The organism is Polaromonas potterensis (assembly GCF_033446725.1).
Lineage (GTDB): Bacteria > Pseudomonadota > Gammaproteobacteria > Burkholderiales > Burkholderiaceae_C > Polaromonas.
On the sequence record NZ_JAWQLX010000002.1, the window covers coordinates 241429 to 261333 of the forward strand.

A 19905-nucleotide genomic window follows, 5' to 3' on the forward strand; every position below is an offset into this window, starting at 1 on the left:
ACAGCCGCACACAGGAACCTAGCCCGTAAGGGCTGAGTAAAAGCTAGTTGGGTGTTGGCAGGGACGGCGCTGGGGGTTTGGTCTGCTCGCGTCGCTTTTTCTCATTGGCAGCTTTTTTCTCCGCAACTTCCTGCTGCTTTTCATTGTATTTTTCACGCTCTTCCGCCACGGCCGCACGTTTGTCTGCGCGAGCTTGGGCTCTTTCCTGCGAGCCCTTGGCCTTGTCCGCCGCACCGGCGGCATTAAGCGCCTCATTTTTCTGGAGGTCGAGACGTTCATCCGCCTTTTTTTGCGAACGCTCGCCGCGCGCCTGCGTATCCTGCAAGGCTTTGGTCCGGCGCTCTGCCGCTTGCTGCAAGACTTCGAGCGATGATTTTTCTTCAGTTTTCTGGATTTGCTCTGCCGCCTTTTGCTTGCGCTTCTGGTCGTTGAGTGCCACTTCCTGCAGCCGCAACTGGGCCATCGCCTCACGCCGACGCGGTTTGATGGCATTCAGGCAGCTGTTGACGGCAAACTTCTTGTAACAGGCCGCCTCTTCCGCACTAAAACGCGCTTCGAGTTCAATACGCTCGGCAGCGATACGTTCCCGCTCGCGGTCAGCGGCGGCCGAGGCAAGGTCATCGCTGGATTGCGCCATGGCCGAGAACCCAATAGCACCAGCAAACCACAAAAGAAAAAGTTTTTTCATGTCAATGTTGTATCCACATTTCTGCGCTCCAGCGCCAGAAACTCGGCGGACTGCATTTCATTGAGTCTAGAAATCGTCCGGGGAAACTCATGCGCCAAAGGGCCCTCGGTGTACAACGCCTCGGGGGCCACTTCCGCCGACATGATGAGTTTGACGCGGCGGTCATACAACACATCCACCAGCCACGTGAAGCGCCGCGCTTCCGAGGCCATACGCACCGGCATATGCGGGACATCGCTGAGCAAGACCGTATGAAACTGGCTGGCGATCTCCAGGTAGTCGTTTTGAGAACGCGGCCCGCCGCACAGGGTTTTGAAGTCAAACCACACCAAACCACCGGCCTTGCGTCTGGCCTGGATTTTCCGGGCCTCGATATGCAAAATCGGCGATTCGTCGTGAGACTCCGCCAGGCGCTCAAAAGTTTCCCGCATCTCCGCATCGGCCTGCGCGCCTAGCGGCGTATGGTAGAGCTTGACCTGCTCCAGCGTGCGCCTGCGGTAGTCGGTGCCGTTGTCGACACTCAATATTTCCAGCTTCTCCTTGAGCAAGGCTATGGCCGGAAAAATGCGGTCTCGGTGCATGCCGTTGGGATAAAGATCGTCGGGATGGAAGTTGGACGTCGTGACAAAACCTACCCCGTTGTCAAACAGCGCCACCATCAGCCGATGCAGGATCATGGCGTCGGTGATGTCTGCCACATGGAACTCGTCAAAACAGATCAGGCGGTAACGTTTGGAAATCCGCTTGCCCAATTCGTCCAGCGGATTGGCCATGCCCTGCAGATCACGCAGTTCACGGTGAACCTCACGCATGAACTCGTGAAAATGCAGGCGTGTCTTGCGTTTGAGCGGAACCGCGTTGTAAAAGCAGTCCATCAGAAAACTCTTGCCTCGCCCTACCCCGCCGTGCATGTAAACACCGCGCGGAACATCCGGCCGGTTGATGAGCTTTTTCAGCGCGTTGGAGCGCTTTGCCTTGAACTCGGTCCATTCATTGGCGCAGCGCTCCAGCGCGTCCACCGCACGCAACTGGGCTGGATCGCTGGTATATCCCCGCGTCTTCAGCTCAGACGCGTACTCTGAACGCACAGACATCGTTGATGATGTTCCGGGCTTCAGAAGTTCAGGGTGCGCTTGTCAACAGCGAGGGCCGCTTCCTTGGTAGCTTCGCTGAGCGACGGATGGGCGTGGCAGATTCTGGCAATGTCTTCCGAGCTGGCCCGGAACTCCATCGCCACGACACACTCAGCGATCAGTTCGCTGGCCATGGGGCCGACGATATGCACGCCCAGGATTTCATCAGTCGCAGCATCGGCCAGCATCTTCACCATGCCGGTGGTGTCGCCCAGCGCCCGCGCACGGCCGTTGGCCATGAAGGGAAAGGTGCCGGCCTTGTAGGCACGGCCAGCAGCTTTGAGTTGCTCTTCTGTCTGGCCAACCCATGCAATCTCGGGGTTGGTGTAAATCACCCAGGGAATGGTGTTGAAGTTGACATGGCCGTGCTGGCCGGCGATACGCTCGGCCACGGCAACGCCCTCTTCCTCGGCCTTGTGCGCCAGCATGGGGCCGCGCACCACGTCGCCAACCGCCCAGACGTTGGGCAGATTGGTTTTGCAATCGCCGTCAACCACAATGGCTCCGCGTTCATCCAGCGCCAGGCCTACAGCTTCGGGCGAAAGACCTATGGTGTTGGCAACGCGGCCAATCGAGATGATGAGTTTGTCAACTTCAAGAGTCTGGGCATCGCCCTTCGCATTCGTGTAGGCAACACTGACGCCTTTCTTGCTGTTCTTGATCTCGCCAACCGTCACACCCAACGCAATCTTCAGCCCTTGCTTGTCAAAGGCTTTTTTGGCTTCCTTGGCGATCTGCTGATCAACCGCACCCAGGAAGGTCGGCAGACCTTCCAGCACCGTGACTTCGGCACCCAGGCGGCGCCAGACCGAGCCCATCTCCAGACCGATCACGCCAGAACCGATCAGACCGAGTTTGGCCGGGACAGCACCGATGCGCAGTGCACCGTCGTTCGACAAAATGGTTTCTTCATCAAACGGCGCACCGGGCAAAGCCCGTGCGTTGGAACCCGTGGCCACGATGATGTGTTTGCCGGAAATGGTTTCCTCGGCCGTACCCGCCACCTTGATGTCATACAGGCCTTCTTTGGCGGCAGCAAAAGAACCGCGGCCGTGGAAGAAAGTGACCTTGTTCTTTTTGAACAGGTACACAATGCCGTCGTTGTTTTGTTTGACGACCGTATCCTTGCGGCCGATCATTTTCGCCAGGTCCAGGCTCAGGCCTTTGACCTCGATGCCATGCTCGGCAAAGTGATGGCTGGCATGGTCGAAATGTTCCGACGACTGCAGCAAGGCCTTGGAAGGAATGCAGCCGACGTTGGTGCAAGTACCGCCCAGGGCCGGGCCGCCCTTGGCGTTTTTCCACTCGTCGATACAGGCCACGTTGAAACCCAGTTGGGCGGCGCGGATGGCGGCAATGTAACCGCCGGGGCCGCCACCGATGACGACCACGTCAAATTGTTTGGACATGTTCTTCTCCTTAGATGTCAAACAACAGACGTGCCGGATCTTCCAGCGCTTCTTTCATCGCCACCAGGCCGAGCACGGCTTCGCGGCCGTCGATGATGCGGTGGTCGTAGGACATGGCGAAATAGTTCATGGGGCGAACCACCACCTGACCGTTTTCGACCATGGCACGGTCCTTGGTTGCATGCACGCCCAGGATCGCCGACTGTGGCGGGTTGATGATGGGCGTGGACATCATGGAGCCGAAGGTACCACCATTGCTGATGGAGAAGGTACCGCCGGTCATGTCGTCAATGCCCAGCTTGCCGTCGCGCGCCTTCTGGCCGTACTCGGCGATCTTTTTCTCGATGTCGGCAAAGCTCATCTGGTCCGCATTACGCAGGATGGGCACCACCAGACCGCGCGGCGAACCGACAGCGATACCGATGTCAAAGTAGCCGTGGTAGACGACATCATTGCCATCGACCGAGGCGTTGAGCACCGGGAATTTCTTCAGCGCGTGCACGGCCGCCTTGACGAAGAAACTCATGAAACCGAGCTTGACGCCATGCTCCTTCTCGAAACGCTCTTGCATGCGCTTGCGCATCTCCATGACCGGCGCCATGTTGATTTCGTTGAAGGTGGTCAGGATGGCGTTGGTGGACTGCGATTGCAGCAGGCGCTCGGCGATACGGGCGCGCAGACGGCTCATGGGCACGCGCTGCTCGGGACGCTCACCCAGGTCGTTGGCCTTGGTGGCAACTGTCACTTGAGGCAAAGAAGTGGTCGGAGCCCCCGTCGGTATTGCGCTAGCAGCTACCGATTTAGGAGCAGATCCGGCGGCAACCGCACCCAGCACATCCCCCTTGGTGACACGGCCATCGCGGCCGGTGCCCGGCACCGAGCCGGATGCCAACTGGTTGTCGGCCATCAGCTTGGCGGCGGCGGGCATGGCCACACCGGCCATGCTGCCACCAGCCACTGCGGTGGCGGTAGCTGGCGCTGCGGCTGCAGCGGATGCCGAAGCAGGTGCAGCAGCGGCGGGCGCAGCGGCAGCAGCCTTGCCTTCGGTATCGATTTTGGCAATCAGTTGTTCGGCCAGGACCGTGCTGCCATCGGCCATCACGATGTCAACCAGCACGCCGGCCGCCGGCGCCGGGACTTCAAGCACCACCTTGTCGGTCTCGATCTCGATCAGGATTTCGTCGATGGCAATGGCGTCACCGACCTTTTTCTTCCACTGCAGCATGGTGGCTTCGGCGATGGATTCGGATAACTGCGGAACTTTTACTTCTACGATAGCCATTTGACTTCTTTCGTGTGTTGTTTCTGGACGGCCAGGCCTCAGGGCCTGGCCTTTTCATTTATTTGGTCAGGACAAAGCCTTTGAGCTTGCTGAAAGCGCCGTCGACCAGCGCTTTTTGCTGCTCCTGGTGCAGACGCGAATAACCCACGGCCGGCGAAGCCGACGCGGCACGGCCGGAGTAGCCGAGCTTCTGGCCTTCGGCCATGTTTTCGTGGATGTAATGCTGCACAAAGAACCAGGCGCCCTGGTTTTGCGGCTCGTCCTGGCACCACACGATCTCGGCGAGATTCGGGTACTTCTTGAGCTCGGTAGCAAACGCCTTGTGCGGGAAGGGGTACAACTGCTCAACGCGCAGGATGGCGACGTCGTCAATTTCTTTTTCTTCACGCTTTTTGGCCAAGTCGTAATAAACCTTGCCGGAACAGGCGATCACCCGTTTGACCTTGTCGGCCTTGAGATCCTTGTTCTCCGGAATCACCGTCTGGAAACTGCCCTTGGTGAACTCGCTCAATGGCGAGGTTGCATCCTTGTTGCGCAGCAGCGACTTGGGCGTCATGATGATCAGAGGCTTGCGCAGGTTGCGCACCATCTGGCGACGCAACACGTGGAAGATCTGGCTGGCCGTCGTAGGCTGCACCACTTGCATATTGGTGTCGGCCGACAACTGCATGAAACGCTCCAGGCGGGCCGAGCTGTGCTCCGGACCCTGGCCTTCGTAGCCGTGTGGCAGCATCAAGGTGATGCCGTTGACACGGCCCCACTTGACTTCGCCGGAGGCGATGAACTGGTCGATCACGACCTGCGCTCCGTTCACAAAATCGCCGAACTGGGCTTCCCAGATCACCAGGGTGTTGGGATCGTTGGAGGCGTAACCGTATTCAAAAGCCAGCACAGCTTCTTCGGACAGGATGGAGTCGATAACAACAAACGGGGCCTGGTTCTCGGCAACGTTTTGCAGCGGCACATAGGTGCCGGTATCCCACTTCTCGCGGCTCTGGTCATGAATCACCGCATGGCGGTGCGTGAAGGTACCGCGTCCGCAGTCTTCGCCGGACAAACGCACTGGGTAGCCGCTGGCCACCAGCGAGGCAAAAGCCATGTGTTCGCCCATGCCCCAGTCCACCGGAATGTCGCCGCGGCCCATGGCTGCGCGGTCGTCATACACCTTTTTGACCAGTTGGTGCGCCGTCACGGTCGCGGGAATGGTGCTGACTTTTTCAGACAGGCGTTTCCACTCGGCCATAGGGATCGCGGTGTCGCCAGCGTCGGTCCATTTTTTGCCGAGGTAAGGACGCCAGTCCACCGCGTAATTGCTCTTGAAGTTGGTCACCACCGGGTCAAAGGTACTTTTGCCCGCGTCCAGTGCGGCGCGTGTGGCCTTGACCATGTCGTCACCCAGCGTCTCACCCATGCCCTGGGCCGACAGCTTGTCGGCGTAGAGGCGGCGGGTGCCGGGGTGTTGTGCAATTTTCTTGTACATCAGCGGCTGCGTCAGCGCCGGTGTGTCCTGCTCGTTGTGGCCCAGCTTGCGGAAGCAGATGATGTCAACCACGACATCTTTCTGGAACTCCATGCGGAACTCGAGTGCCAGCTGAGTTGCCAGCACCACGGCTTCAGGATCATCGCCGTTGACGTGCAACACAGGCGCTTCGATCATCTTGACGACGTCGGTGCAATACAGCGTGGAACGGCTGTCGCGCGGATCGCTGGTGGTGAAACCGATCTGGTTGTTGATCACGATGTGCACCGTGCCGCCTGTGGAATAACCACGGGTTTCGGCCAGCGCCAGGGTTTCCATGACCACGCCCTGCCCGGCAAAGGCTGCATCTCCGTGCACCAGCACTGGCAACACTTGCAGGCCTTTGGGGTCGGCGCGACGGTCCATACGAGCCCGCACCGAACCTTCAACCACAGGGTTGACGATTTCCAGGTGCGAGGGGTTGAACGCCAGCGAGAGGTGTACCGGACCGCCAGGGGTCGTCACATCGGAGCTGAAACCCTGGTGGTATTTGACGTCGCCGCTGGGCAGGTCTTCCGGCGCGGTGTGGTCGAACTCGGCAAACAGGTCAGCCGGTACCTTGCCCAGCGAATTGACCAGCACGTTCAAACGGCCACGGTGGGCCATACCGATCACGATTTCCTTCACGCCGATTTCACCGCCGCGCTGGATCAACTCGTCCATGCTGGCGATGAAACTTTCGCCACCTTCCAGCGAGAAACGCTTCTGGCCGACGTATTTGGTGTGCAGGAAACGCTCCAGGCCTTCGGCCGCGCTCAGGCGGTCCAGGATGTGGAGTTTCTTTTCCTTGCTGAAATTGGGTTTGCTGCGAATACCTTCGAGCTTTGTTTGCCACCAGCGCTTCTGCGCCTGGTCCGTCATGTACATGTATTCGGCGCCAATGGTGCCGCAATAGGTTTCGCGCAGAGCATTCATCAGCTCGCGCAAGCTCATGGTGTCTTTGCCGAAGAAGGTGTTGCTGGTGTTGAACACCGTTTCCTGGTCCGCGTCGGTGAAGCCGTAAAAAGACGGGTCCAGTTCAGGAATGTTGTCGCGCTCGGCGCGTTTGAGCGGGTCCAGGTCGGCCCAGCGGGCACCGACGTTGCGATAGGCGGCAATCAGCTGCTGAACGGCTGTGCGTTTGCGACCCAGTTCGGAGTCGGCGCTGGCGACCACCACCTTGGTGCCGCCCTGTTTGGCGCGTTCGGCAAAGGCATTGACCACAGGTAGATGCGGCACATCTTTGGCGTTGCTGCCATCGACGGCGGGCACGTTTTGCAGCGCGTCGAAGTATTCGCGCCAGGTGTCAGGCACGCTGCCGGGATTGGCGAGGTAGTTTTCGTACATCTCTTCGACATAGGGCGCATTGCCGCCGAAGAGATAAGTGTTGCCTTGATAGGCAGAATAAACAGACGAAGCTGTTGGGCTGGAACTCATATCCGCTGACCTCCGTTTCCCTTGGGGAAACATTAGCTGGTTAAAGCTGGTTAATTAACCTTCCGCAACACGGCTGGACCGATTAGCGGATGCGACTGTGGCAAGGAAGGGCCTGTCAGAAACAGGCCCAATTGTGCCACCAAATGGCTGCCCAAGGACTTGGCCCGCCTCTGTAACCACGTGTTTCAAGGCTCAGCCATCTCGCGCCAGCTCATGCGTTTGTAGGTCGCGACCAGGACCTCACCCTCCTCGCGCTCAAGTGCCATCGCCAGTCGCATGGTGGCTTCGCCCAATTGCCAGATCAGAAACGCCGAAGAAGCGATTTTTTCGGCATCAGCACCCGGTGATGCCCGCTGCATGGCGGCCGCCAGCAGTGCACCGCAGGCGCGACTTTCTTCCAGTTCCAGCGCTGTGAGTTGTTTGTCGGCCTGCATGCCCGACCAGATATCCCGCATCACCGGCTCCGCCAGCAGCAACTCGTAATACTGGTCGACAAGGCCGTCGTAGGCGATATGCAGGCTTTCGAGGTCGCTCACGCCGGCCAGGGCTTCCGCTATGCAGCGGTGGCTTTCGGCGTTGTAACGCTGGGCCAAGGTTCGGATCACCGCACTTTTATCCGGAAAGTACTGGTACAGCGAGCCAATCGAGATATCCGCCAGGGCGGCGATCTCGCTCATCTTGACCCGGTCGCTGCCGGTCGTCGCGATCAATTCCTTGGCCGCCGCCAGAATGCGATCCAGCCGCTCCTGGCTGCGCTGCTGGGTCGGCTGGCGTCGGGCGCCAAGCGCGGGGGGCTGCGAAAAAACGTTGCTCATGGGCTTGACAGTTAAATGTGAGTGTTTATCATATTAACGAATATGAGAGTTACTCATATTTTAACTTCAAAGGTGACATCATGACTACCGAACTTTCTACAGAGTCGACCACCCTGGTTCTGGGCGGCACCGGCAAAACCGGCCGCCGGGTGGCGCAGCGGCTTCTTCAGGCCGGCCATCATGTGCGCATAGCCTCGCGCCATGCCGCACTGCCGTTTGACTGGGACAACCAGACTACCTGGGCGCCCGCCCTGCAAGGCATCCATGCGGCTTATGTGGCCTACCAGCCGGACCTGGCGGTGCCGGGTGCGGTGGCCACGGTCAAGGCGTTTTTCAGACTGGCGGCGGACAGCGGTGTGCGCAAACTGGTGTTGCTGTCCGGCCGGGGTGAAGTGGAAGCCGAGCAGGCTGAAGAAGTACTGCAGCAAACCGCGGGTGTGGACTGGACCATCCTGCGCTGCAGCTGGTTCAGCCAGAACTTCAGCGAAAGCTTTTTCCTGGATCCCATCCTGGCCGGTGAAGTGGCCCTGCCGTCCGGCCTGGCGGCGGAACCTTTTGTGGACGTGGAAGATATTGCGGAGATCGCTTTTCGCGCCCTCACGGAGCCGGATCATGCCGGTCAGCTTTACGAGATCACCGGCCCCGAGGCCATCAGCTTCGCCGATGCCATCGCCGCCATCGCCAGCGCGACCGGCCGCACCATCTCCTTTGCCGAGGTGCCGCCGCAAGACTACCGGGCGGCGCTGGTGCAGCAAGAGGTGCCCGGCGACTACATCGAGCTGGTCATGTATTTGTTCAGCACCGTGCTGGACGGCCGGAACATCCTCCCAGGCGATGGTGTGCAACAAGCCCTGGGACGTGCGCCGCGCAGCTTCGCGGACTATGTGTTGCGCACAGCCAGCACCGGCATCTGGGGCAGCCGCAGCGCAAACTCGCTATAAAGTTAATAGCTGCTTGCGCCCGACCCGTCTGGGCTGGAGGCCTGTTTGACCATCAAGCCAGGCCGGGATTGCCGGCCATGCCAACCAGGCTGGGCACATTGAGCTTGGGCGGTTTGACGACTTTGTGCGTCTGCAGATAAGTCTCGACGACTTCCCAGACCGGCGGGCCGGCATTTTTGCTGGCTTCGGCGACGGGCGCCCAGCCGGCGACCTTGTAGGTCTTGTCGGCGTCGATCAACTTGCCCTTGAGGCGCATGTCCTGAATCCGCGATCCCATCTTGGCGCCAGGCTCGCAGCGGTAGCTCAGACCACCCACCCGCACCATGTCGCCACCCTGCTGGTAATAAGGATCGGCGTTGAACAGGTTGTCACCCACGTCTTCGAGGATGGTCTTGATCATGTCGCCGCGCATGTCGGTCAGCGTGGTCCAGGGGTAGCTGATGGCGGTCTGGTCCATCACGTGTTCACGCGTGATGGCCTGGCCCGGCAGCAGCGAGGTGCCCCAGCGGAAGCCCGGCGAAAACGCGATGTCGGCGCCACGCACATCCATCAGCGCATCCAGGATCAGCTGATCGAAGCTGCCGTTGAAGTTGCCGCGGCGGAACAAGGTGCCTTCCGTGACCGCCAGCTTTTCGCTGAGCTTGGCTTCGTAAGGTGCGCGGATGCCCGTGATCAAGGCACTCATGGCCGCGTCGGCGGGCAGGAGTTTGGAGAACACCGGCAACAGGCGGTAGTTGAAACCCACGACCTTTTTGTCTTTGACATCCAAATCCAGCACGCCCAGGAACTTGCCGTTGCTGCCGGCATTGGTCACGATGGTCTGGCCGCCCGGGTTTTTGACAATCACGGGCACCGGCACGCCGTCATGCGTGTGGCCGCCCAAAATGGCGTCGATACCGGTGATGCGCGAAGCCATCTTCAGGTCCACGTCCATGCCGTTGTGGCTCAGCAGCACCACGGCTTGTGCACCCTTGGCGCGGGCCTCGTTGACGGTTTCCTGCATCTCGCTTTCGCGTATGCCAAAGCTCCAGTTCGGCGTGAGCCAGGCCGGGTTGGCAATCGGGGTGTAAGGGAAGGCTTGACCGACGATGGCCACGGCCACGCCGTTCATTTCCTTGATCACATAAGGCTTGAACACCGGGTCGCCAAAATCATTGGTCTTGACGTTTTGCGCGACAAAATCAATCTTGCCGGCAAAGTCTTTTTCGACAATGGTCTTGATGCGTTCTTCGCCATAGGTAAAGTCCCAGTGGCCGGTCATCACATCCACGCCCAGCAGCTTGGCCGCATCCACCATGTCCTGGCCCTGGGTCCACAGCGCGGTCGCACTGCCCTGCCAGGTGTCACCACCGTCCAGCAGCAAGGCGCCAGGGCGTCCGCCCTTGAGCTGTTTGACCAAAGTGGCCAAATGCGCGAAACCGCCGACCTTGCCGTATTGGCGCGCGGCGCGTTCAAAATTCAGATAGGTAAACGCATGGGCTTCGGGCGTGCCGGCCTTGATGTGGGCGGCCTTGAGCAGATGTTCACCGACCAGGTGTGGCACCTTGCCCTGCATGGCGCCTACGCCCAGGTTGACCGAAGGCTCGCGGAAATACACAGGCATCAACTGGGCGTGGCAATCGGTCATGTGCAGAAAATGCACATTGCCGGTACGCGGCACCTCGTACAGACTGCTGGCCTGCGCGGCGTTGGCTTCGCGCTGGATAGGGAAACCGGCGGCCAGGGCAGCGGCCATCACGGTGGAAAACTCTCGGCGAGACAAATTCATGACGTCAAACATCCCGCCCGACAAACCAGGCACAGGTTAAAAATACTATCAATTAAATAGCTGCCTGCGCCCGTGGGGTAAGGGCTACAGGCAGAAAAGACTCATGACTTGTCAACAAATCACTTGTTGACGGGCGACTTCGGGTCCAGCAGCAAAGCCATCACATCACGCAACTGGTTTTCACTGAGAATGCCGCCATGGCCAAAACGCGGCATGCCGGAGCAAGCGTTGTAAGCCTTGGCATTCCAGAGCTTGCCCCAGGTGTAGTCGACGATGGGTTTGCTGGCTTCGGCCGCCGGGTCGGTCACACCGCGCAGCTTGCCGTAGTTGTACAGGCTGGGGCCGATGGAGCCGAAGGAGAGCTCTTCCTTGCTGATCTGGTGGCAGTTGTAGCAGCTGCCACCATTGACCGCATCCGCCTTGTCCGACCAGGTCATGCCACGGCCGTTTTGCGCGATTTTTTCGCCCTCTTTCCAGTCGCCGATCAGTTTGCCGTTGGCCGGCATCTTCACGGTTTTCAGATTGGCTTCTTCGATGGTTTTGCCCAGTTTCTCATCCAGCGCAACGCCTGCGGCTTCCGAACAAGCCTTGTTCGAAGCGTCCTGGTCCAGCCAGCTGACTTTGGCCATGCCTTCGTCGCGAAAGGACGACTTCAGCATTCTTTGCGTGGCTTCGCTCACATCTTGCGGCGAAGGGCCGGTGGCGCAGCTCGCGAGCAGAACAGTCATGGCCAGCAAACCGGCGTGTTGATAGGTTTTTTTCATGTCTATGCTTCCTGTTCTGATCAACGCTTGAGCGCCGGTGCCGTGGAGACACCACCCTTGCCGTTCACACCCATGTAGACGCCCAACGCAATCGTGACGTCCGAGGCGTAGCCGGGGAAAGGAAAACGCTGCTGACGGAAACAATCGTTCAGGCGGCGCTGCATGCTCCAGAGGTCACCGCTGGAAACGCGGTAAGCCGGCCAGGCACCAAAACCCTCACCCGCACCCGGATTTTTGGTCAGGTTGGGCAGGTCTTGCAGGCGAACCCGCTTGTTGTCTTCGCCATGGCAGGAGGCGCAGGAAAAATCGTAGGGGCCGCCGCGCTGGTTAAACACCTGCTTGCCGACCGCATACATGAGTTTTTCCTCTTTATGCGCCTGCGGCAGGTTGAAAGTCATGCCGCGGGATTCGCCGGAAATATAGGCGACCAGCGACTCGATGTTCTTTTGCTCGTCACGGCCAAACGGTGTTTTGGCGATGGTCTCGGCCTTAAAACCCTGCAGGGTTTCCATGCAGGTCAGTAGACGCGACTCCAGGTCTTGCACCCGGCCGGTGTCGGAAAAATAACGCGGCAATTCCACGAAAGCGCCTTTGACGACGCCTGGGCCCTTGCCCAGGTCGCACTGCGCGAGACTGGCATTTTTCGGGCCGCGGGCCTGTTTCCACAGACCTTCGCCCTTGGCTTCGTACAACTCGGCCGGATTGCCGTCGGCCAACATGGCGCGGTATTCGGCAATGCCTTCGGCCGTGCTTTTTTGCGCCGCTGCCAACATAGGCAACAGGCCCAGGGCTGCCAGCCCCAACAGTTTCCATTTCATCGTGCGCTCCTCGTGGTTTTTATGACGTTATTTTGTGACTCGACGAATCAGGAAATGACGGCTTCGTCGGTGCGTTTGTCGCCCTTGCTGTCAACCCAGCTGACAATGACTTTTTCACCGGCTTTGGCGCCCGCGAAGCTGAACTGCATGAACGGGTTTTTGGAGACTGCCGGGCCCCACTGGGCGCTCATGACGGTCTTGCCGTTGTGTGTGGCGCTGATGTTCTGGATGAACCAGGCCGGCACGGTTTTACCGGCGGCGTCCTTGCGCTGACCGCTTTCCATTTCGTGGCTGACCAACACACGCACGGTGGTTTTGTCGCCTTGGGCCTGGGCCCGGATTCTCATCGGATCTGACATGATTTATTCCTTTAATTGTTTGTTAATAACGCTTTGAGGCGTAGCGAGTAGCTAGCAGCCTGGGCGCGGGTGGCTGGGGAAGCCGGAACGTCCTTCGGGGAGGTGGCTTGGCCAGACCGGCCCCCAGCGCCGACTTAGCCGCCGCAGCCGCCCAGCGTGACCTTGACTTCCTTGACCGCGTAGAAGAACTTGTCGCCGACCTTGGCCAACGCATACACGTTGGAGGACTGGCCCATCTTCAAGTTGGTCGACACGTTGGCGTCGGTGCCGGCGGGAATGTCAAACAGTGCGGCCAGCGCACTTGGGTTTTTCTCGACCACCAAGGCGACCTGCGTGGTGCCGGCGATGTTGCTCTGGGCGCCAACACGCACCACGCTGCCGTTTTCGGCGATTTCCGGCGCTTGCAGGATCAGGTCCTTGCTTTCGACCGGTGCGCTGGTGGCACCCAGTGCTTTGGCGGCGTCGGCCAGCGTCTTGCTTTCAAAAGCGACCTTGTTCCAGGCAGCCGCTGCTTGCGCGTGGGCTGGCGACAAGCCGGCCGAAGCCGCCAAGGCCAGCGCGGTGGCGCCTGAACTGGTGGCGAGAAAATGACGACGTTCCATGCTCTGAACTCCTTTGGATATAACTTCAGCTTATTAAAAAACTTGAACTTGATTGGACACAAAAATTGGCGCAACGGACAGGGTGTTTCTCCCAAGCCGGTGCGCACACGCGTTTCGCCTCAGGGCGCAAAATCCCGGGTCAGCCATTGGGCCAACTGCGCGGCTTCGGCCTCACTCAAGGCCTGGGCCGGCATCGGCATGCTGCCCCAGACGCCTTGTCCACCAGCCTTGATTTTGCCCGATAGATACTTCACCCCATCGGCCTTGTCCTTATATTTGTTAGCTATATCTTTGAAGGACGGGCCGACCAGTTTGCTGTCCATGCCATGACAGGCCACACAGGCATTTTTTTGCAGCAGCGGCATCACCACCGCCGTGGCCGAAGCCGGCCCTGCAGCAGCCGTTGCGACTTTTTCAGGCGCCGCCTTCGCCGCTGGGGCCAAAGCTGCCACCTTGACGGGCATCGCGCTACCGGCCGGCTGGCTGGTATCGGTGCCGCGGCTGCCACCTATCAGGCGGAACTGCTCGGACAACTGGCCATGGGCATTACGTGTGTAATCCGGCAAAAAGCTCTTCACTTCGACGTCTTTTTTGCAGTCGCGCACACAGGTAGCACCCTGCACGTCCGGCTGCTTGGTGCCGCCCAGCTCAGTTGTTGGCCACATCGCGTGGGCGGTGGTCACACCTTTGCGGTTGGGCAAACGCTCCTGGACTTCACGGATATTGCGGTCGGACAGCGTGAAATCCGCGGGAACAATATTGCCCAGGTTCAGGATGTAGGCCGTCACGGCATACACCTCGTCGGCCGTCAGCGACTTGGGCGCGGTCCAGGGCATGGCGCGGTTGATGTAGTCCCACAGAGTGGACAAGGTCGAGACCTTCATCAAGGTCGTGCGCTGTGGCTGGTTGGAGCCCGGCAACAGACTGTCAACCTTGCCTGTCCGGATGTCTTCGGCCGAGGTGCCGCCGGCAATTGGCGTGAATATCTCGGACGACTCGCCAAAGCTGCCGTGGCAGGACGCACATTGCGCTTCCCACACGGTTTCGCCCTGGTGCACCGAACCCTGGCCCTTGGGCAAACCCTTGAAATCGGGACGCACGTCGATGTCCCAGGCTTTGACTTCCGTGGTGGTTGCGGTGCGGCCTACGCCGGGAAACTTGTCACCCGCTTTTTCGCCGGCCTGTGCCCCGGCCATGAAAGACAGACATAGGAGAAGCGCCGCGCTATAGCTTCGCATGGGTTTAAGACAGCTGGACATTGTTGACCTCGCCGTTTTCGGTCAGCGCCCAGGACTGGATCGCGTTGTTGTGATAAATACTGCGCGAAGCGCGCACCTTGCGCAGCTCGCCATAGGTCGGCTGGATCTGGCCGGTTTCGTCAATCGCCCGGCTCTGGAAAAAGGCCGGTTTGCCATCCCAGACAAAGTCGCTGTTGAAACGTGTCAAACACTTGGACAAAACCGGCCCTTCCAGGCGCGCGGCCTTCCAGTTTTTGCCGCCGTCCACAGACACTTCCACCCGTTTGATCTTGCCGCGGCCGCTCCAGGCCAGGCCGGTGACGTTGTGAAAGCCTTTTTCCAGCAACACCTGGCCGCCGCTGGGCGAGGTGATCACACTTTTGACTTCCTGGATGCTGGTGTACTGGCGATGCAGGCCGTTGGGCATCAAGTCCACGTAGTGGATGGTTTCATCCTTGGTGGCATAAGGCATGTCGCCCAGTTCGATGCGGCGCAGGTATTTGATCCAGCTCACGCCTTGCACGCCGGGTACGATCAGGCGCAGCGGATAACCGTTTTCAGGACGCAACATTTCGCCGTTCTGGCCGTAGGCCACCAGCACTTCACCGTTCATCACCATGCTCATGGGAATGGTGCGTGTCATGCCGGAGCCGTCCGCGCCCTCGCCCAAGACAAACTTGGCGCGTTTGAAGTCAGCGCCGCAGAGTTCCAGAATCGTGCGCAGCGGCACGCCGGTGAACTCGCTGCAGCTCAGCATGCCGTGGGTGTATTGCACCGTGGGCACGGCCGCATTGCCCCACTCCATGCCGGTGTTGGCGCCACATTCGATGAAATGCATGCGACTGACGCTGGGCAGGCGCATCAACTCGTCCATGCTGAACACCATGGGGCGTTTGAGCATGGTGTCGTCCGAGCCGTTGACCATCAGGCGATGCTGGGTCGGATCGATGTCCCACCAGCCTTGGTGGTGGCGCTCAAAATGCAGGCCGCTGGGCGTGATGATGCCGAACAGCCCCTGCAACGGCGCAAAACTCACGCTGGATTGGGGCACACGGGTCAGGCCCGGGCTTTGCCGGCGCTGCAGGTTTTTCTCCCACTCGCTGGGCATGCCGTAACCACGCGTGGCCACACCCTGCCCCAGCCCTTTGCTGTGGGCCGGCAAATTGACAATCGCGGGATCGTCCTGCGCCATGGCGCGCTGGGCTGCCAGGCTGCTGGCGGCAGCAGCGGCCACCGCCCCGGCCAGAAAGCCGCGACGGCCGGAACGAACCGACTTGATATCGTCCTGGCTCAGAAAGTTTTCCGGCGCGCGCCGGATGAAACGGCTCAGCATGGGCAAGCCTCTCGGTGTTTAAAGTTCATAAGGGCGTTCAGGTTGGGTGAAGGGGCGACAGGCTTTGCTCGGCCGAAACCGCGCCGGGCTCATCAAGCTCAATGGCGATCTGGGTGCAGACGCTGCGGCACAAGGCCACGGCTTTTTCGCTCTGCACGCGGTAGATCACCTGGGTGCCCTCCTTGCGTTTGGCCAACACACCGGTGCGGTACAACACCGCCAGATGCTGGGACAAATTGGGTTGGGTCGTGTCGATTTCAGACAGCAGCTCGGTGACCGACTTTTCGCGGTCACACAAGGCGCTGAGCACACGCAGCCGCATCGGCGTGGCCAACACGGCGAACAGCTCGGCGGCCAGCTCAAAAACCCGACCCTGCTCGGACTTGGCCCCGGCTTGAATCATGTCGTTCATGGGGATGAATTCTTAAATATAAGCAATGACTGATATTACAACGATTTCAAGGGCGTTTATTCGTGGGGAATACCCCTAAGACCACAAATAGCTGGAAGCGCCGCAGGTGATTTCGAGGGCGTGAATACCGACCTTGTTCTCCGTCGGAAGTGTTGCTCAGGGCGCAAGACATTCGCCGGCACGCGAGCCAACATCTCAGCCCGCCGATGCTCGGGCGGGCTTAAGCGCTACCAATTTAGTAGCTATTCACGCTTATGAAACGGGGGCTAGAAGCACATTTCATCAATGATGAACGTGCTTCCAGGCCAATCATCGCGGATTAAACTTGAACCGCCTTCAAGCCTTGGCGAGATTTTCATGCAGCGGCAACTGGCGCACACGTTTGCCGGTCGCCGCAAACAAGGCGTTGGCCACCGCGGGCGCCACCAGTGCCGTCGCCGGCTCGCCGATACCGCCGGGTTTTTCCGTGCTGGGCACCAGGGTGATGTCCATCACCGGCACCTCATGCATACGCAGCACCGGGTAGTCGCCGAAGTTGCTTTGCTGCACACGGCCCTTGTCCAGCGTGATCTGGCCATTCAGTGCAGCGGTCAGGCCAAACACGATGCTGGATTGAATCTGCGCCTGCACCGTGTCCGGATTGATCATGCGGCCCAGGTCGGCCACCACCGTCACCTTGTGCACCGTAATCTGTTTGTCCTTGACCGAAATTTCAGCCACCTGCGCCATGTAGGTGTCATAACCCTCCATCAGCGCGATGCCGCGAAAACGCCCTGCCGGCGCGGGTGTGGACCAGCCGGCCTTGTCCGCCGCCATCTTCAGCACATTGGCAAAACGCGGCTGTTTTTCCAGCAGGGACATGCGGTAGGCATAGGGGTCCTTACCTGCACCGGCGGCCAGTTCGTCAATAAAACTTTCATTGGCAAAGGCATTCAGCGCATGGCTGACGGAGCGCCAGTAACCCACACGCAAACCGCTGTCGTGTTTGACGATCTCGTGGCGCGTGGCGGGAATTTCGTAAGGCGCCAGTGCCGCCTCGCTCATCAGCGGGTCCATCGCCTCCAGCGGCAGGCCAAAAACACGGCCCGTGACCGACTGCGAGACCATGCGAAAAGTCATGGCCGTGGGTTTGCCATCCTGCCCCACCGCAGCGGCCAGCTGGTGCACGGACATGGGCCGGTAAAAGTCGTGGGTCATGTCGTCTTCACGCGACCAGATCAGCTTGACCGGCTTGTTGACGGCCTTGGAGATTTGCGCGGCCTGCACGATGAAGTCCAGGTCGATGCGCCGCCCGAAGCCACCACCCAGGAAGGTCGTTCGGAGTGTGATGTCTTCCGGCTTCATGCCCAGTGCCTGGGCCACCGCGCCCTGTGCGCCGTCCTGCCACTGGGTCGGGCCGACCAGCGCCATCTTTCCATTGCTGTAGCTGGCGGTAAAGTTCATGGGCTCCATGGTCGCGTGCGCCAGCAGCGGCGACACGTATTCGGCCTTCACGACCTTGGCGGCACCCTTGATCACTGCATCGGCATCCCCCACGGCCTTGAGCGGCAGCGGCTTGTCGGTCGCCTTGCGTATGCCCTCCAGCATGGACGTGTGGTTGATGGTCGCGCCCGGGCCTTCATCCCACTGCACCACCAGGGTTTCGCGCGCCTTCTTGGCATGCCAATAGCTATCGGCAACCACGGCCACGCCGTCGGGAATCTGCACCACGTCGATCACGCCCGGCATGCCTTTGGCCTTGGTCCCGTCAAAACTCTTGACCTTGCCGCCAATCACCGGACATTGCTCCAGCGAGGCGTAAACCATGCCCGGCAACTTGACGTCGATGCCGAATTCGGCCGTGCCGTTGACTTTGGCCGGGGTGTCCAGCCGCTTGGTGGGTTTTCCCACAATTTTGAATTCGCTCGGGTCCTTGAGTTTCACATCCTTGGGCACAGGCAGTTTGGACGCCGCCTCGGCCAGCTGGCCATAGGTCGCTTTTTTGCCGCCGGGGCCGGTGACCATGCCGTTTTCGGCCTTGAGTTGCGAGGCACTGACTTTCCATTTTTCGGCCGCTGCGGCCACCAGCATCTCGCGTACCTGGGCGCCCGCCACGCGCAGCTTCTCCCAACCATCGCGCACCGAGGTCGAGCCGCCTGTGAGTTGCGGGCCACCCAGCAAGGCATTGCCATACACCTTGCCGTCAGGCGGCGCGATCGCGACCTTGATGCGGCGGATGTCCACGTTGAGTTCTTCGGCGATCAGCATGGGCATCGCGGTGTAGACACCCTGCCCCATCTCCGAACGGGCGGAGATCAAGGTGATGGTGTTGTCGTCGGCGATGTGCACCCAGGCATTCGGGGTGTAAAGCGTGCCGGCGGCCTGGCTGGCAAGCGGCAGGCCCAGGGTCACGCCCAACATCAGGCCGCCGGTGACGGCCGATGAGCTTTTGAGGAAATCGCGGCGATTGACGGACGCAGCTTGCTCGGTTTGGTCGGCTTGGAAAGTGGTGTTCATGATGGTCTTCCTCAGGCTTTGCGCAGGGTTGAAGCAGCATCCTTGATCGCGGCCTTGATGCGGGGATAGGTGCCGCAGCGGCAGATGTTGCCGCTCATGGCTGCGTCGATATCGGCGTCCGTCGGATTTTTATTGGCGCTCAGCAACGCCGCGGCACTCATCAACTGACCCGATTGGCAGTAGCCGCATTGCGGCACATCATGTTTGATCCAGGCCACCTGCAGGGGGTGGGTATTGTTGCGCGACAGGCTTTCAATCGTCGCCACCTTCTTGCCCGCCGCCGCAGACACCGGCGTCTGGCATGAGCGCACGGGCTGGCCGTCGAGGTGCACGGTGCAAGCCCCACACAAAGCCACGCCACAACCGAACTTGGTGCCGGTCATGCCCAGCTCGTCGCGTATGACCCACAAGAGAGGTGTGTCGGGTTCAGCATTCACTGAAACGGCACGGCCGTTCACATTGAGTTTCGTCGTCATGGTGGGGATCCTTTTGTCTTTTGTTATCGTGGACATCTGCTGACCTGCCTGGATGAAGGCCAAAGTGAATGCCCCGGCCGCCATCACCATCGGATGCTACGACTGGGCATTTGGGCGCATCCAGGTAGAAGCCCTCGGTGGAAACAAGTGCATACAGATATTCTCAAGTTGAGACAATTCGGTATTCCACCGGATATGACTCTCTACTCAAGGGGCCTCTGCGGCTGTCCATTTAGATCGTCTTTGTTCAAAACGTCTGCCACGTCATTTCTATGCCATCCACTGCCGCTTGCAAACTATGTCTCCAGTACCGCCCGCTGTGCGCGTCCCATGCGCTTCCTCACTCAATTTTTAACTACGTTCTCCGCAAAAATGATGGGAAAGCAATTGAGATAACTGACGACGAATCGACGCCAATTCAGTACTCATCGGACAC

At 59.8% G+C, this 19905-nt stretch carries 17 protein-coding genes; 1 reads left to right on the forward strand and 16 read right to left on the reverse strand.

What is annotated here, in order from left to right; translation table 11 throughout:
* Positions 1-43 precede the first annotated feature (43 nt).
* The 6 genes from R6254_RS04275 to R6254_RS04300 form a co-directional block, all read right to left on the reverse strand.
* On the reverse strand, positions 44-688 hold the full coding sequence (locus R6254_RS04275) for a hypothetical protein (RefSeq protein WP_318404692.1): 645 nt from the start codon (positions 686-688) through the stop codon (positions 44-46).
* Positions 685-1782 carry a cell division protein ZapE gene (gene zapE, locus R6254_RS04280; protein ID WP_318404693.1) on the reverse strand — a complete coding sequence of 366 codons (1098 nt, stop codon included), beginning with the start codon at positions 1780-1782 and terminating at the stop codon, positions 685-687. Before zapE ends, R6254_RS04275 begins: the two co-directional genes overlap by 4 nt.
* Before the next feature lie 20 nt (positions 1783-1802).
* Positions 1803-3230: a dihydrolipoyl dehydrogenase gene (gene lpdA / locus R6254_RS04285; RefSeq protein ID WP_318404695.1), complete on the reverse strand. Its 1428-nt coding sequence runs from the start codon at positions 3228-3230 to the stop codon at positions 1803-1805.
* A 10-nt stretch (positions 3231-3240) separates the two neighbouring features.
* Positions 3241-4512 (reverse strand): 2-oxoglutarate dehydrogenase complex dihydrolipoyllysine-residue succinyltransferase, encoded by a 1272-nt coding sequence (gene odhB, locus R6254_RS04290; protein ID WP_318404696.1) that lies wholly within the window; start codon positions 4510-4512, stop codon positions 3241-3243.
* A 58-nt stretch (positions 4513-4570) separates the two neighbouring features.
* The gene (locus R6254_RS04295) at positions 4571-7447 is read right to left on the reverse strand and encodes a 2-oxoglutarate dehydrogenase E1 component (RefSeq protein ID WP_318404697.1); all 2877 of its coding nucleotides are present in this window, start codon (positions 7445-7447) and stop codon (positions 4571-4573) included.
* Between the two features lie 185 nt (positions 7448-7632).
* Positions 7633-8262 carry a TetR/AcrR family transcriptional regulator gene (locus R6254_RS04300; RefSeq protein ID WP_318404699.1) on the reverse strand — a complete coding sequence of 210 codons (630 nt, stop codon included), beginning with the start codon at positions 8260-8262 and terminating at the stop codon, positions 7633-7635.
* 80 nt (positions 8263-8342) lie between these two features.
* On the opposite strand from R6254_RS04300, the gene R6254_RS04305 reads away from it, so the two are divergent.
* The gene (locus R6254_RS04305; protein ID WP_318404700.1) at positions 8343-9203 is read left to right on the forward strand and encodes an NAD(P)H-binding protein; all 861 of its coding nucleotides are present in this window, start codon (positions 8343-8345) and stop codon (positions 9201-9203) included.
* A 52-nt stretch (positions 9204-9255) separates the two neighbouring features.
* On the opposite strand, the gene soxB is transcribed toward R6254_RS04305, so the two are convergent.
* The 10 genes from soxB to R6254_RS04355 all read right to left on the reverse strand — a co-directional run bounded on the left by soxB (position 9256) and on the right by R6254_RS04355 (position 19469).
* Positions 9256-10971, reverse strand: coding sequence for a thiosulfohydrolase SoxB (soxB, locus tag R6254_RS04310; RefSeq protein WP_318404701.1), 1716 nt, complete (start codon positions 10969-10971; stop codon positions 9256-9258).
* Positions 10972-11090: 119 nt separating this feature from the next.
* Positions 11091-11735 carry a sulfur oxidation c-type cytochrome SoxX gene (gene soxX / locus R6254_RS04315; RefSeq protein WP_318404702.1) on the reverse strand — a complete coding sequence of 215 codons (645 nt, stop codon included), beginning with the start codon at positions 11733-11735 and terminating at the stop codon, positions 11091-11093.
* A 20-nt stretch (positions 11736-11755) separates the two neighbouring features.
* Positions 11756-12553 carry a sulfur oxidation c-type cytochrome SoxA gene (gene soxA / locus R6254_RS04320; protein WP_318404704.1) on the reverse strand — a complete coding sequence of 266 codons (798 nt, stop codon included), beginning with the start codon at positions 12551-12553 and terminating at the stop codon, positions 11756-11758.
* A gap of 47 nt (positions 12554-12600) precedes the next feature.
* Positions 12601-12912: a thiosulfate oxidation carrier complex protein SoxZ gene (soxZ, locus tag R6254_RS04325; protein WP_318404706.1), complete on the reverse strand. Its 312-nt coding sequence runs from the start codon at positions 12910-12912 to the stop codon at positions 12601-12603.
* A 134-nt stretch (positions 12913-13046) separates the two neighbouring features.
* Positions 13047-13514, reverse strand: coding sequence for a thiosulfate oxidation carrier protein SoxY (gene soxY / locus R6254_RS04330; RefSeq protein WP_318404708.1), 468 nt, complete (start codon positions 13512-13514; stop codon positions 13047-13049).
* Positions 13515-13633: 119 nt separating this feature from the next.
* Positions 13634-14773, reverse strand: a complete 1140-nt coding sequence (locus R6254_RS04335) for a c-type cytochrome (RefSeq protein ID WP_412103103.1) — start codon at positions 14771-14773, stop codon at positions 13634-13636.
* Complete coding sequence (soxC, locus tag R6254_RS04340; RefSeq protein WP_318404710.1) at positions 14757-16085, reverse strand: sulfite dehydrogenase; 1329 nt, start codon at positions 16083-16085, stop codon at positions 14757-14759. The genes R6254_RS04335 and soxC overlap by 17 nt, the downstream gene beginning before the upstream one ends.
* A gap of 37 nt (positions 16086-16122) precedes the next feature.
* Positions 16123-16497 (reverse strand): ArsR/SmtB family transcription factor, encoded by a 375-nt coding sequence (locus tag R6254_RS04345; protein ID WP_318404711.1) that lies wholly within the window; start codon positions 16495-16497, stop codon positions 16123-16125.
* Positions 16498-16833: 336 nt separating this feature from the next.
* On the reverse strand, positions 16834-18993 hold the full coding sequence (locus R6254_RS04350; RefSeq protein WP_318404713.1) for a xanthine dehydrogenase family protein molybdopterin-binding subunit: 2160 nt from the start codon (positions 18991-18993) through the stop codon (positions 16834-16836).
* A gap of 11 nt (positions 18994-19004) precedes the next feature.
* Positions 19005-19469 (reverse strand): (2Fe-2S)-binding protein, encoded by a 465-nt coding sequence (locus R6254_RS04355; protein ID WP_318404715.1) that lies wholly within the window; start codon positions 19467-19469, stop codon positions 19005-19007.
* Between the last annotated feature and the right edge of the window lie 436 nt (positions 19470-19905).

Coding starts and splice junctions, on each gene's coding strand:
- R6254_RS04275 (WP_318404692.1), bottom strand. CDS start 688: ATGAAAAAACTTTTTCTTTTGTGGTTTGCTGGTGCTATTGGGTTCTCG.
- zapE (WP_318404693.1), bottom strand. CDS start 1,782: ATGTCTGTGCGTTCAGAGTACGCGTCTGAGCTGAAGACGCGGGGATAT.
- lpdA (WP_318404695.1), bottom strand. CDS start 3,230: ATGTCCAAACAATTTGACGTGGTCGTCATCGGTGGCGGCCCCGGCGGT.
- odhB (WP_318404696.1), bottom strand. CDS start 4,512: ATGGCTATCGTAGAAGTAAAAGTTCCGCAGTTATCCGAATCCATCGCC.
- R6254_RS04295 (WP_318404697.1), bottom strand. CDS start 7,447: ATGAGTTCCAGCCCAACAGCTTCGTCTGTTTATTCTGCCTATCAAGGC.
- R6254_RS04300 (WP_318404699.1), bottom strand. CDS start 8,262: ATGAGCAACGTTTTTTCGCAGCCCCCCGCGCTTGGCGCCCGACGCCAG.
- R6254_RS04305 (WP_318404700.1), top strand. CDS start 8,343: ATGACTACCGAACTTTCTACAGAGTCGACCACCCTGGTTCTGGGCGGC.
- soxB (WP_318404701.1), bottom strand. CDS start 10,971: ATGAATTTGTCTCGCCGAGAGTTTTCCACCGTGATGGCCGCTGCCCTG.
- soxX (WP_318404702.1), bottom strand. CDS start 11,735: ATGAAAAAAACCTATCAACACGCCGGTTTGCTGGCCATGACTGTTCTG.
- soxA (WP_318404704.1), bottom strand. CDS start 12,553: ATGAAATGGAAACTGTTGGGGCTGGCAGCCCTGGGCCTGTTGCCTATG.
- soxZ (WP_318404706.1), bottom strand. CDS start 12,912: ATGTCAGATCCGATGAGAATCCGGGCCCAGGCCCAAGGCGACAAAACC.
- soxY (WP_318404708.1), bottom strand. CDS start 13,514: ATGGAACGTCGTCATTTTCTCGCCACCAGTTCAGGCGCCACCGCGCTG.
- R6254_RS04335 (WP_412103103.1), bottom strand. CDS start 14,773: ATGTCCAGCTGTCTTAAACCCATGCGAAGCTATAGCGCGGCGCTTCTC.
- soxC (WP_318404710.1), bottom strand. CDS start 16,085: ATGCTGAGCCGTTTCATCCGGCGCGCGCCGGAAAACTTTCTGAGCCAG.
- R6254_RS04345 (WP_318404711.1), bottom strand. CDS start 16,497: ATGAACGACATGATTCAAGCCGGGGCCAAGTCCGAGCAGGGTCGGGTT.
- R6254_RS04350 (WP_318404713.1), bottom strand. CDS start 18,993: ATGAACACCACTTTCCAAGCCGACCAAACCGAGCAAGCTGCGTCCGTC.
- R6254_RS04355 (WP_318404715.1), bottom strand. CDS start 19,469: ATGACGACGAAACTCAATGTGAACGGCCGTGCCGTTTCAGTGAATGCT.